This window comes from Tessaracoccus aquimaris (genome assembly GCF_001997345.1).
Taxonomy (GTDB): Bacteria; Actinomycetota; Actinomycetes; order Propionibacteriales; family Propionibacteriaceae; genus Arachnia; species Arachnia aquimaris.
In genome coordinates this window covers 3,652,089-3,664,301 of record NZ_CP019606.1, presented here as the reverse complement: position 1 = coordinate 3,664,301, position 12,213 = coordinate 3,652,089, and the positions used below count along the sequence as shown (strand labels likewise).

The 12,213-nt window shown below is 69.8% G+C and carries 13 protein-coding genes and 1 pseudogene; 4 read left to right on the top strand and 10 right to left on the bottom strand.

Annotated features, from left to right (window positions below):
- Positions 1–29 precede the first annotated feature (29 nt).
- The 3 genes from BW730_RS19600 to BW730_RS16650 form a co-directional block, all read right to left on the bottom strand.
- The gene (locus BW730_RS19600) at positions 30–242 is read right to left on the bottom strand and encodes a hypothetical protein (protein WP_226996870.1); all 213 of its coding nucleotides are present in this window, start codon (positions 240–242) and stop codon (positions 30–32) included.
- A 92-nt stretch (positions 243–334) separates the two neighbouring features.
- Positions 335–1,207 carry an NAD(+)/NADH kinase gene (locus tag BW730_RS16655; RefSeq protein WP_077687248.1) on the bottom strand — a complete coding sequence of 291 codons (873 nt, stop codon included), beginning with the start codon at positions 1,205–1,207 and terminating at the stop codon, positions 335–337.
- Complete coding sequence (locus BW730_RS16650) at positions 1,204–2,226, bottom strand: SPFH domain-containing protein (protein WP_077687247.1); 1,023 nt, start codon at positions 2,224–2,226, stop codon at positions 1,204–1,206. The genes BW730_RS16655 and BW730_RS16650 overlap by 4 nt, the downstream gene beginning before the upstream one ends.
- A 133-nt stretch (positions 2,227–2,359) precedes the next feature.
- Here BW730_RS16650 and BW730_RS16645 point away from each other — a divergent pair, with 133 nt between their 5' ends.
- The 3 genes from BW730_RS16645 to BW730_RS16635 are packed head-to-tail and all read left to right on the top strand — an operon-like array spanning position 2,360 to position 4,903.
- On the top strand, positions 2,360–3,043 hold the full coding sequence (locus BW730_RS16645) for an NUDIX hydrolase (protein WP_077687246.1): 684 nt from the start codon (positions 2,360–2,362) through the stop codon (positions 3,041–3,043).
- Between the two features lie 19 nt (positions 3,044–3,062).
- Positions 3,063–3,803, top strand: a complete 741-nt coding sequence (locus BW730_RS16640; RefSeq protein ID WP_077687245.1) for a sugar phosphate isomerase/epimerase family protein — start codon at positions 3,063–3,065, stop codon at positions 3,801–3,803.
- On the top strand, positions 3,800–4,903 hold the full coding sequence (locus tag BW730_RS16635; RefSeq protein ID WP_077687244.1) for a Gfo/Idh/MocA family protein: 1,104 nt from the start codon (positions 3,800–3,802) through the stop codon (positions 4,901–4,903). Before BW730_RS16640 ends, BW730_RS16635 begins: the two co-directional genes overlap by 4 nt.
- A 64-nt stretch (positions 4,904–4,967) precedes the next feature.
- On the opposite strand, the gene BW730_RS16630 is transcribed toward BW730_RS16635, so the two are convergent.
- From BW730_RS16630 to dnaK, 6 genes and pseudogenes are all read right to left on the bottom strand, one after another.
- The gene (locus tag BW730_RS16630) at positions 4,968–5,657 is read right to left on the bottom strand and encodes a hypothetical protein (RefSeq protein WP_077687243.1); all 690 of its coding nucleotides are present in this window, start codon (positions 5,655–5,657) and stop codon (positions 4,968–4,970) included.
- A gap of 125 nt (positions 5,658–5,782) precedes the next feature.
- Complete coding sequence (locus tag BW730_RS16625) at positions 5,783–6,733, bottom strand: L-lactate dehydrogenase (protein ID WP_077687242.1); 951 nt, start codon at positions 6,731–6,733, stop codon at positions 5,783–5,785.
- Positions 6,734–6,867: 134 nt separating this feature from the next.
- Positions 6,868–7,290: a heat shock protein transcriptional repressor HspR gene (locus BW730_RS16620; RefSeq protein WP_077687706.1), complete on the bottom strand. Its 423-nt coding sequence runs from the start codon at positions 7,288–7,290 to the stop codon at positions 6,868–6,870.
- A gap of 5 nt (positions 7,291–7,295) precedes the next feature.
- Positions 7,296–8,471 (bottom strand): molecular chaperone DnaJ, encoded by a 1,176-nt coding sequence (gene dnaJ / locus BW730_RS16615; protein WP_077687241.1) that lies wholly within the window; start codon positions 8,469–8,471, stop codon positions 7,296–7,298.
- A 32-nt stretch (positions 8,472–8,503) separates the two neighbouring features.
- Entirely contained in the window at positions 8,504–9,034 is a 531-nt protein-coding gene (locus BW730_RS16610) for a nucleotide exchange factor GrpE (protein ID WP_077687240.1), read from the bottom strand.
- Positions 9,031–10,895, bottom strand: a pseudogene (gene dnaK / locus BW730_RS16605) (molecular chaperone DnaK). The gene BW730_RS16610 and the pseudogene dnaK overlap by 4 nt, the downstream one beginning before the upstream one ends.
- Before the next feature lie 217 nt (positions 10,896–11,112).
- Between dnaK and BW730_RS16600 the strand changes: the two are divergent.
- A complete protein-coding gene (locus tag BW730_RS16600; protein ID WP_077687239.1) occupies positions 11,113–11,832 on the top strand; it encodes a hypothetical protein in 720 nt (239 codons plus the stop codon).
- Between the two features lie 7 nt (positions 11,833–11,839).
- On the opposite strand, the gene BW730_RS16595 is transcribed toward BW730_RS16600, so the two are convergent.
- Positions 11,840–12,187 carry a VOC family protein gene (locus BW730_RS16595; protein WP_077687238.1) on the bottom strand — a complete coding sequence of 116 codons (348 nt, stop codon included), beginning with the start codon at positions 12,185–12,187 and terminating at the stop codon, positions 11,840–11,842.
- Positions 12,188–12,213 lie beyond the last annotated feature (26 nt).

The window sequence follows — 12,213 nt, the reverse complement described above, 5'->3', positions numbered from 1 at the left end:
GAGCCATTCGACGTAGGCCTTGTTGGTGCCTACGGGCTCGAAGGGCGTGGCCAGGGTGCCGGTGAACGAGCGGTGCCGCCGCGCGCGGGGCGGAGGCTCCGCGGGCGGGCCGGATAGAACGCCTCGTCGAAGTTGATCTCGTGTTCGACGGCGTCCGCGACGGCCGGGTGGGCCTCCGCGACGCCGGGCGCCGGAATGGGAATCGTGTCGGTGTGAGGCTCGTGCTCGTCGATCTCGCTCAATGCAGGTCCTTCCTCGGCGGGAGCATCCAGCCTATTGCCTCCCCCACGTCGTTGCGCGGCGCGGCGAGGGCCGACGTCGATGGACGCGTCGGCTAGAGCGTGACGAGGTACCGGTCGGCGACCGCGATCGAGACCCGCTGGCCCCAACTGAGGATCAGCCGGTCGTCCTCGATGCCGTCGCCGAAGGCGATCAGCGAGTCGGACTCGACCACGAGGCTCAGCTCCTCGCCGGGCGCGAGCAGGCCGGCCGTCAGGCTCACTCCCGTGTTCGGGGAGGGCCACGCCTCGCGCACGAACCAGGCCAGCCCCTCCTCGGACGGGGCGGGAAGCGGCAACTGGGGGGCCGCGACCCGCTGGATCGAGGCGCACCAGCCCGTCGCGCCGGTCCCGGTGCCGACGATCAGCCCGGAGGACGACTGCCGTTCGCCCTCCCCTGCCACCTCGAGGCGGTAGCGCGCCGACTGGTGCGTCGGCTGCCCCACGAAGATCTCGTTGAGCGCCGTCAACTCCTGGCCGTCGTCGGTGCGGACGCTGACCATGGCGCGCCGCGTCACGGGCGCCTTGCCGCGGCCTGCGAGCAGCGCCGCGACCTCGGAGGCGCGGTGCGGGACCAGGATGCCCGCGTAGCCGCCGGGGTTGACGCCGATCACTGGCTGGCCGTTCAGGTACTTGGCGACGTTGGCGACGAGTCCGTCCTGGCCGACCACCACGACGATGTCCTCCGGCCCGAACACGAACCGCGACACGTCGGAGCGTTCGACCTCCGCGCGGCGCCAGTCCGCGGGGATCGCCGCGGCCACCGTCGCCCTCGCCGCCGCGAGGGCCGCGTGCTGGGCGTCGACGTCGTCGAGGCTGCGGCCGCGCGTCGTCAGGAAGAATGCGGCCTGCCCCCTGGTGCCGTGCCTGGCCAGTAGCTCGTCGTACTCGGTCGCCCGGTGCACCACGACGACCCGTGGGCTGGTCATTCCGCCTCATCCCCCGCGCCGCCGGTGCCGCCGGTGAGCTTGCCGAGCAGTCCGGTCAGCAGGTCGGGCGTGAGCACCAACTGCTCGACGCTCGGCAGGTTGGCCGCCAACTCGCGCAGCGCGAGCGCAAGCATCACGTCGCGGCCAGCGTCGCGGTAGGCGTCCAGCTTGGCCGCCTCGGCGTCGGCCTCGGCCTGGCCGAGCAGCCGGGTCGCGTCGGCCCTTGTCTCCGAGAGGGTCGCGGCCCTGCTGGCCTCCGCCTTGACGCGCACGGCGTCGGCCTGCGCGGCGTCCTCCGCCTCGCGCCGCGAGTTGGCGCCCTTCTGGGCGATCAACTGCTCCTGCCGCTTGGCGAGCGAGATCTGGTTGGCCAGTTCGTTCTCGCCGATCGCGGCCTCCCGCTCGACGGCGAGGGCGCGCCGCTCGAAGGTGGCCTTGTCCGCGTCCTGCTGGACGCGCTCCCGGGCCGGGGTCTGCAGCGCGCGCTCGACGTCCGCGTCCGGACGCAGCATCGCGAGCCGCGTCCCGACGACCTCGACGCCGATCGCGGCGAGCCGCGGGTCGGAGTGCATCAGGAAGTTTGCCTCCTCCGCCAGTTGGACGATGTCGCGGGTCAGCAGTTCGCCGAGCGTCATCCCGGTCAGCGCGCTGGTGACTGCGGCCGTGGCCGCGCTGTGGATCATCGCGCCGACCGTCTCAAGCGGCGCCTCCCTCCAGGTGCCGGAGCCCAGGTCGATCGAGAAGTCGACGCGGGCCGCCGCCTGCACCGGGTCGGCGAAGCGGTAGGTGACGGTGACGGGGGCCGCGACCTCCTGCAGGTCGGAGGTGCGCACGCGGATCAGCGTCTCGAGTTCGCGGTCGTCGACGGGGATCTCGCTGATCGCCGCCGTCAGCGGCCGGAACCAGAACGAGGCGCCGACGCCTGCCGACCTTGCCCTCCCGTCGGAGAGGAACTCGATGTGGCTCGTCGCGGTGCCGCGCAGGTGCCGGATGAACGGGAAGCGGGTGATGGTTGCCATGATGTCCTCCTTGCCGTGTTTATCGTGATACTGACGATAAACCAGGAGAGGGTTTAATGTCAACTCGACGATAAGGAGACGGACATGGCAACGTCCCGCGTCACAGCGACGATAAGGTCGGTACGCTTGTTGCATGCAGGAGTTCTTCGTCACCGTCGACCTGGTCGTCCTCACGATCCGCGAGGGGCGGCTCGAGGTGCTCGTCGTCGAGCGCAAGTACCCGCCGTTCGAGGGGTCGTGGGCGCTGCCCGGAGGCTACGTCGGGCCGGAAGAGGACCTCCGCGACGCCGCCTACCGCGAGCTCTCCGAGGAGACCTCGATCGGGGCTGGCGTGTACCTCGAGCAGCTCGGCAGCTACGGAGCCCCCTGGCGCGACCCGCGCGGCAGGACCGTCACCATCGCCTGGCTCGCCCTGGTGCCCGGCATGGCGGAGCCCACCGCAGGCACCGACGCCTCGGACGCGGCGTGGCGGAGCGTCGCCGACTTCGAGTCGGGCGCCCTGCCGCTTGCCTTCGACCACGGCGAGATCCTGACCGACGGCATCGAGCGGGCGCGCGCAAAGCTCGAATACTCCCCGCTCGCGGCCGCCTTCTGCCCGCCGGAGTTCACCGTCGGCCAACTGCGGGCCATCTACGAGGCCGTCTGGGGCACCGAACTGGACCCGCGCAACTTCCACCGCAAGGTGACCCGCTCCCCCGGCTTCCTGGAGCCGACCGGCCGCACCAGCAATGTCGACGGCGGCAGGCCGGCGCAGTTGTTCACGCGCGGCACCCTCGACGTACTCAATCCGCCCATCACCCGTGCGGGACAGCTCTAGCCGCGACTAGGGTGTCGTCATGGTGACGTCAGTCCAGTTGTACTCCGTCCGCGAGGCCCTCGCCTCCGACCTGCCAGGCACGCTGCGAAGATTGGCCGACCTCGGCTTCGAGCGCGTCGAACCGTTCGCGCTGGTCGACCTGGCCGACGCGCTCGCCCCGGCGCTTGCCGAGACGGGCCTGCTCGCCCCGACCACGCACGCGTCGCTGATCAACGGCGACGCCGCGGCGGTCTTCGACGCGGCGGAGCGGCTCGGCGTGTCGACGGTGATCGACCCGATGGTCCCCGAGGATCGCTGGGCGGACGCCGACGCCATCACCGAGACGGCCGTCGCGCTGAACCGGCTCGCGCAGGACGCCGCCGACCGCGGGATGCGGGTCGGCTACCACAACCACTGGTGGGAGCTGCAGCACCAGATCGAGGGCGTCTCCGCGCTCGAACACCTCGCAGGCCTGCTCGACCCGCGCGTGGTGCTGGAGGTCGACACCTACTGGGCCGCGACCGGCGGCGCCGACGTGCCCGCCCTGCTCGGCAGCCTCGGCGAGCGGGTGGTCGCCCTGCACATCAAGGACGGCCCGCTGACCCTCGACCCGCTGGCGCAGGTGCCCGCGGGCCAGGGAGCCATGGACATCCCCGCCGCGCTCGCGGCCGCCCCGTCGGCCGAGTTCGAGGTCATCGAGTTCGACGCCTACGCCGGCGACATCTTCGAGGGCCTGGCCGCCTCGCTCGCCTACCTGCGCGACCTCGGGTCGGCCGGGTGAGCGCCGGGCCGGTCGGCATCGGCGTCATCGGCGCGGGCAACATCAGCGAGCAGTACCTCGGCAACCTGACGACCTTCCCCGACCTGCGGGTGCTCGCGGTCGGCGACCTGTTCCCCGACGCCGCCCGGGCCCGCGCCGAGCAGTTCGGCATCCCTGCACACGGGACTCCGGATGCGGTGCTTGCCCATCCCGAGGTCGAGATCGTCGTCAACCTGACGATCCCCGCGGCGCACGCCGACGTGGACCTGGCAGCGATCGCGGCGGGCAGGCACGTCTGGAGCGAGAAGCCGCTCACCCTCGACATCACGGAGGGCCGCGCGGTCCTGGAGCGCGCGGCGGCCGCCGGGGTGCGGATCGGCTGCGCCCCCGACACCTTCCTTGGGGCCGGCCTGCAGAGCGCCCGACGTGCCATCGAACGCGGCGACATCGGCGCGCCACTGACCGCGCTCACGCTGTTCCAGGTGCCAGGCCCGGAGTCGTGGCACCCGAACCCCGCCTTCCTGTACCAGCGCGGCGCAGGCCCGCTGTTCGACATGGGCCCCTACTACCTGACCACGCTGGTGGAGACCTTCGGCAGCATCGCGCGCGTCGCGGCCGTCGGCTCCCGGGCCGTCGACGAGCGCACGGTCGGGCAGGGGCCGCTCGCGGGCGACCGGTTCGCGGTGGAGGTGCCGACGCACGTCAGCCTGCTCGCCCAGTTCGAGGGCGGCGGGTCCGCCACCGCCATCCTGAGCTTCGAGGCGCAGCGCCCGCGGGCCGGGTTCGTGGAGATCACCGGCCTTGACGGGGTGCTGCGACTGCCCGATCCGAACCGCTTCGACGGCGACCTGCGCCTCTTCCGTGCGGGCGACGAGGACTGGCAGTCCCTCCCCTCCACCGGGCCGGCGAACGGGCGCGGCATGGGGGTCCTCGACATGGCCCGCTCGATCCGGGCGGGCGTCGCGCACCGCGCAAGCGGCGAACTGGCCCTGCACGTGCTCGAGGTGATGGCCGCCGTCGACGAGTCCGCGCGCACCGGCGAGTTCGTGACGCTCACCTCGCGGGCGCCGCGCACCGACCCGCTCCCGGAGGACTGGGCGCCGACCGCCTCGACCCTGTAGCAGACACGTTACGGCCCGGCATCTCGCGAGATGCCGGGCCGCTAGTGGTCGTGTCAGCGGGTGGTCACCACTGGGTGCGATCGTCGCGCTGCTCGGAGGATTCCTCAACGTGGTCCGAGACGTTCTCGGCAGCCTCGTCCGCGCGGTCCGCGGCGTCGTCTGCCGCCGCCTCCACGTCGTCGGCCGCGCGGTGAGCCGCGTCACCGACCTTGTCGGCAGCCCGCTGAGCCGCGTCGCCCGCCTTGTCGGCCAGGTCGGACGCCTTGGCGGCGGCCTGGTCGGCGAACTGGGCCGCCTTCTGTGCGGCGTCGTCGGCGGCGACCTTCGAGGACGCGCGGCCGCGCTCGGCGAGGTCGCGGATGGTGCGGCCGATGTCCTCGACCAACTTGTCGACCTGCTCGCCGAAGCGCGACGCGACGTGCTTCGCCTCGGGCTCGCCGTCGAAGTCGGGGTGGTCGACCAGGTACTGCTGCTTCTGCTCGGAGTAGAACTCCTTCAGCCTGTCGCTCACCACGCCGACGAGGCCGATGGTCGCGTAGGCGGCGTCCGAGGCGGCCTTTGCGAGGTTCTCGCCGAACTGGTTCACGTCGCTCGCCGCCTTGTCGACCTGGTCGTGGGCCTCGTCCGCGGCGTCCTCGACGATCTCCTCCGCGTCGATGACCGGCTGCTCCTGGGCGACCTGGTCCTCGGTCACCGCATCGACGTGGATGGGCTCGTCGTCAAAGTTGTGCTGCTCGTGCGTGTTGTCGCTCATGTCACTCCTCGTGCATGTGGGGTACTTCCAGTGTGCCCCTTCGACCGGCTGCCCACAGCCGGACGAGACCCTTGCCTTTCCCTGGTCGCCCCCTGAGCGCTGACCAGGGGCCAAGCTGGTAAGGATCAGAAGCCGAGGCTGGCGGCGACGCTGCGGATGTGCTCGGCGCTGTTCTGCAGGCCGACCAGTTCCTGCGCGGAGACGGGCAGTTCCAGGGCCTTGACGACGCCGGAACGGCCGACGATCTGGGGCACGGACATGCACACATCGGAGATGCCGTGCCAGTCGTGCAGCATCGAACTGACGGGCAGGATGGAGTGCTCGTTGCGCAGCACGGCCTGAATGATGCGGGTGCCCGCCAGGCCGATGGCGTAGTTGGTGGCCCCCTTGCCCTCGATCACCTCGTAGGCGGCGCCGACCACCCGCTCGGTGATCTCACTGCGGCGCGCGAGGCTGAGCTGCCCGGTCTGCTCCTCCCACTGGCTGAGCGGGACGCCGCCGATGGTCGAGGTCGACCACAGCGGGATCTCCGAGTCGCCGTGCTCGCCGCAGATGTAGGCGTGCACGTTGCTCATGGCGATGTCGCATTCCTGGGCCACCAGGTAGCGCAGCCGCGACGAGTCGAGCACCGTGCCGGAGCCGAAGACGCGCCCGTCGGGCAGTTCGGAGATCTTGACGACGGCCTGCGTGACGACGTCGACGGGGTTGGTGACGAGGATGAACACCGCCTCCGGGGACTGCTCCACCAGGCCGGGGACGATCTTCTTCATGAGATCGACCGTCTTCTCGGCGAGATCCATCCGGGTCTCCCCCGGCTTCTGCTTCGCCCCTGCGGCGATCACGACGATGTCGGAGGCCTCCGTCACGGCCACATCCGAGGAGCCGTCGATGCGGGCGGGCGGAAGGAACTGGCTGCCGTGCGCGAGGTCGAGCGCCTCCGCGTGCACCTTCTTCTCGTTGATGTCCATCAGCGCCACCTCGGAGGCGGCACCGCGGATCAGGGCGGCGTAGGCCAGCGAGGTGCCCACCGCTCCGGCTCCGACGATCGACAACTTCGTTCCGGTCCGCTTCCGCACAGTTGGCTCCTCTCAAGGTCTGTAGACGCGATCCTACTTGGCCGGGAGGCGTACCGATTCGCGGACCCCGGCACGTCAGCGCCAGGGCAGCGAAGAGGCCCGGGACCGTGGTCCCGGGCCTCTCGTTTGGCCTCTCAGAGGTCCGTCGTGGCCGTCAGCGCCCTTGGCGCCGCAGGACGGAACCGGCCGGTGTAGACCGAGCCGGAGGCCTCCGCGGTGAAGACCCGCGACGTGGCCTCCTCGGCCTGCAGCCTGCGCACCAGGTCCGCAAGTCGCTCGACCTGCCCGTGCAGCGAGTCCACTTCTGACTCGAGGGCGAGGATCCTGCGGATGCCCTCGAGGTTGATGCCCTGCTGGGAGAGGTTCTGGACGTGGCGCAGCTTGGCGACGTCGCGCAGCGAGTAGCGCCGCCCCCGCCCGCGTGCCCGTTGGGGCACCACGAGGCCGAGACGGTCGTAGCCGCGCAGCGTCTGGGCGTGCATGTCGGCCAGCGACGCGGCCACCGACACGGGGAACACTGCTGCCTCCGGGTCGAATGGTTGCAGATGCTGACTCATCGCGATCACCCGTCGAACAACGCCTCACGCGGGTTCGCCTGGTGCGCCTTCTCCGCGTACTCCAGGAGCGCGGCCTTCGCATCCTCGCTCAAGTCGTCGGGAACCTCGATCTTGATGGTGACCAGCAGGTCGCCCATCGAGGCGTCGGACTTGCGCACACCCTTGCCGCGAACGCGCATGGTGCGTCCATTGGGGGTGGAGGCCGGGATCCGAAGCTTGACCTTGCGGCCCTGCAGAGTCGGAATCTCGATCTCGGCACCCAATGATGCCTCGGTGAAGGTGACGGGCACCTCCAGCGTCAGGTTGTTGCCGCTACGGCCGAACAGCTTGTGTGGCGTGACGTGCACGAGCACGTACAGGTCACCCGCCGCTCCGCCGTTCTCGCCCGCAGCGCCCTTGCCCTTGAGCCGGATGCGCTGCCCGTCCTGCACACCCGCGGGGATGCGGACCTGCATGGTCTTGGACGACTTGCCGCGCCCGGAACCGTCACACGTGGGGCACGCTTCCTCGACGATCAGGCCACGGCCGAGGCATTCGACGCACGGCTCAGACATCTGGAAGACGCCGCCTGCCTGCGTGGTCTGCATGCCGGAGCCCTCACAGGAGGGACACACGCGCGGCAGGGTTCCCGCCTTCGCGCCGGTGCCACGGCACGAGGGGCATGGCTCGTCGGAGATGGTGCGCAACGAGATGGTCGCGCCCTCCGCCGACTGCTCGAAGCTGATGGTCGCCTCGCCCTCGACGTCTGCCCCACGACGGGGGCCGCGCTGAGTGGCGCGCCTCGTCGTGGTGGGGTTGCCCTGGTTGAACAGCCCCCCGAACAGGTCGCCGAACGATCCCGCCCCGCCGCCTCCGGAGTTGGAGGCGGCGTTGCGGAACAGGTCCTCGAATCCGGCGTTGCCGCCGGCGCCGGGCTGGCCGCCGCGGTTGAACCGGAAGCCGCCGCCGAACAGGCTGCGGGCCTCGTCGTATTCCTTGCGCTTGTCCGCGTCGCTCAAGACGGCGTTGGCCTCGGAGGCCTCCTTGAAGCGCGCCTCAGCCTTCTTGTCTCCCGGGTTCTGGTCCGGGTGGTTCTCGCGGGCGATCTTCCGGAAGGCCTTCTTGATCTCCTCGGGCGTCGCGCTCTTGGAGACGCCGAGAATCTTGTAGTAGTCCTTTTCGAGCCAGTCCTTCGTACTCACTCTCGCTCATCTCCTTTCTGGAAAACGACTGGTCAGGGGTTGGCCACGGCCACGCGGGCGGGGCGGATCACGCGGCCCTTGAGCTCGTAGCCCTGCTGCATGACCTGGGAGACGGTGGTCACGTCGACCGGGTGGTCCAGCGGGATCGCCATCAGCGCCTCGTGCTTGACGGGGTCGAACGCGTCGCCGACCGCGCCGAACGCGACGAGGCCGTGCTTGTTCGTCACCTTGTCCAACTCGTCGGCGACCATCTTGAAGCCGCCGTCGATGTCGTCGTGCTGCTTGGCGAGCGTGATGGCGTCGAGCACGGGCATGAAGTCGGTCAACACGTGCTCGATCCCCGCCTGACGGGACAGGTCACGGTCACGGTCGACGCGCTTCTTGTAGTTCACATATTCCGCCTGGAGGCGCTGCAGGTCCGCGGTGCGCTCGGCGACCAGTGTCTCGAGCTCTGCCGATCGATCGGCCACCGGCGAATCCTGCTCAACGCCCTCGGGCGAGGGCGTCGAATCGACGCCCTCACCCGTGGTTTCGCGGTCCGCATCCTGATGCGAATCGGTCACTTGTCGTCATCCTTTTCCTCGTCGACGATCTCAGCGTCGACGACATCGTCCTCACCCGGGCCTGCCTCGGAGCCGGAGTCGGCGCTGTCGCCCTCGGGGCGGCGGACTCCTGCTGCTTGGCCTGCGCGGCGGCGTAGATCGCCTGGCCCATGGAGGCGGCCTTGGTGTTGAGGTCGTCGATCGCAGCCTTGACCGCGTCGTTGTCCTCGCCCTTCAGGGCCTCCTTGAGCTTGTCGGTCGCCTCGACCACTGGGGCCTTGACGTCCTCGCCGATCGTATCCGCGTGCTCGCTCAGCAGCTTCTCGGTGCGGAACACCAGGGCGTCGCCCTCGTTGCGCATGTCGACAGCCTCGCGGCGCTGCTTGTCCTCCTCGGCGTGAGCCTCGGCCTCCTTGACCATGCGGTCGATGTCGTCCTTGCCGAGGGCCGAGCCGCCGGTGACGGTCATCGACTGCTCCTTGCCCGTGGCAAGGTCCTTGGCCGCGACGTGCACGATGCCGTTGGCGTCGATGTCGAAGGTGACCTCGACCTGCGGGACGGAGCGCGGGGCGGGCAGGATGCCGGTCAGCTCGAAGTTGCCGAGCGACTTGTTGTCGCGGGCGAACTCGCGCTCACCCTGGTAGACCTGGATCATCACGGAGGGCTGGTTATCCTCGGCCGTGGTGAACACCTCGGACCGCTTGGTCGGGATCGTGGTGTTGCGCTCGATGATCTTGGTCATCACGCCACCCTTGGTCTCGATGCCGAGGCTGAGCGGGGTGACGTCGAGGAGCAGCACGTCCTTGACCTCGCCCTTGAGCACGCCGGCCTGGAGCGAGGCGCCGAGTGCGACGACCTCATCGGGGTTGACGCCCTTGCTCGGCTCCTTGCCGCCGGTCAGCTCCTTGACGAGCTCGGCGACGGCGGGCATGCGGGTCGAGCCACCGACGAGCAGGACCGTGTCGATCTTGTCGACCGAGGTCTTGGCGTCGGAGATGACGGCGTTGAACGGGGCGCGGCAACGGTCGAGCAGCGGCTGGGTCATGCGCTGGAACTCGGCGCGCGTCAGCTTCTCGTCCAGGTGCAGCGGGCCCTCCGCGGAGGCGGTGATGTAGGGCAGGTTGATCGTGGTCTCCGAGGCGGAGCTCAGCTCGATCTTGGCGCGCTCGGCGGCCTCCTGGAGGCGCTGGCGGGCCATCTTGTCCTTGGAGAGGTCGATGCCGTTCTTGTTCTTGAACTGCGTCACGAGCCAGTCGACGACAACTGCGTCCCAGTCGTCGCCACCGAGGCGGTTGTCGCCCTTGGTGGCCTTGACCTCGAACACGCCGTCTGCGATGTCGAGCAGCGAGACGTCGAAGGTGCCGCCGCCGAGGTCGAAGACCAGGACCGTCTGCTCCTTGTCGCCCTTGTCGAGGCCGTAGGCCAGCGCGGCCGCGGTGGGCTCGTTGATGATGCGGTCGACCGTCAGGCCGGCGATCTCGCCCGCCTCCTTGGTCGCCTGACGCTCGGCGTCGCCGAAGTAGGCCGGGACGGTGATGACGGCATTGGTGACCGACTCACCGAGGTAGGCCTCGGCGTCGCGCTTCAGCTTCTGCAGCACGAATGCCGAGATCTGCTGCGGGTGGTATTCCTTGCCGTCGATGTCGACCTTCCAGTCGGTGCCCATGTGGCGCTTGACGGAACGGATGGTGCGATCGACGTTGGTGACCGCCTGGCGCTTGGCGACCTCGCCGACGAGGACCTCGCCGGACGGGGTGAACGCCACGACCGAAGGCGTCGTCCGCGAGCCTTCGGCGTTGGGGATGACGGTGGGTTCGCCGCCCTCGAGGACGGCGACGACCGAGTTGGTGGTGCCGAGGTCAATGCCTACTGCACGAGCCATGTGGATTCCTCCTGGAGTCAATGTCTGTTAAGTGTCTGATGATCCCTTGAGCGGGGTTGACTCAAGTTAACCATATGAGTCGACCAGGCTCAAGTTCCAAGTTGAGCCAAGGAGGCTCAACTTCCGTTCAGTACAACGGGCTGAGCCTTGGATTATTCCCAGGGCGAAAGTTCTGGACTTCGTCTGCCCGGCGCCGCGCTCCTGTCAGGATCGCCTCATGGGCCTAGACATCTATGTTGGATCGTTGACCAGGTACTTCGCAGGAGATTGGCAGACTGTTGCCGCCCAGGCCGCCGCGGCGGAGGGAATCGAGTTCACCACCGTCCGCCCTGGCGAGGTCCCGGTTGCCGATACCCCCGAGGCGATCTGGGAGCGGGTCGCCCAGTGGCAGGCGGCCATGGGCGCCGCCCTCGGCTTCGACGGCCTGTGGGCCGACGACCCCGACGCGCCATACGCGACGGACCAGCCGCACTGGCTCGGCTACGGCGCGCTGCTGGTGCTGGCGGCCCAGATCGAACACCCCGACCTCGCCGACGAGGCCGACTCCCCCCAGGACTTCGCCGCCTCACGCGCCTTCGAGGCCGCCAAGCAGGGCGGCAGCGAACTGTTCCCCAGCCTGATCGGCGGGGCGGAGTGGTGGCTGCCCATCGACGGCATTGCCGCGACCTTCACCGGCACCTCGGTCGACGGCGCCACCATCGGGATGGGCACGCTCGACCTGCTCGCCGCGGAACTCGGGATGCTCCGGGAGCGACTTGGCGTGGACGGGACGGCGCTGACGCAGGCGCTGCTGACCGGCGGCCCGCTCGAGGAGCCGGGGCTCAACGGCGACCGCGTCACCTATCTGCGCGAGTGGGGCGTGTTCGGGCTGGCCGTGTTCCTCGAACTGACGACCCAGGCGCGGCGGATGAGCCTGCCACTGCTCCTCGACTACTAGCCGACTACTAGCCAGCCCGGTAGGAACGCAGCCCGAAGACGTTGCCGTCGGCGTCGGCGAGCACCGCGACGGTGGTGCCGCCGCCGACCTCTGTGGCGTCCTGCACCACGGCCGCGCCGGCAGCGACGAGGTCCTGCACGCCCTGCGCGGCGTCGGGGACATCGAGGTAGGCGACCGGGCCGGTGGGATGGTTCGCCATCGCCTTCGGCGCGAGCCCGAACTCGCAGCCGTCGACGTGGTACCCGACGTAGTACGGCTGGTCGGTGTGGGGCTCAGCGCCGAGGGCAGCGGTGTAGATCCGCTTGGCCGACTCGAGGTCGCTGACGGGCACCACGATGGTCTGGAAGGCTGGCATGAGGACTCCTCGCTCTGAGCGGCGTC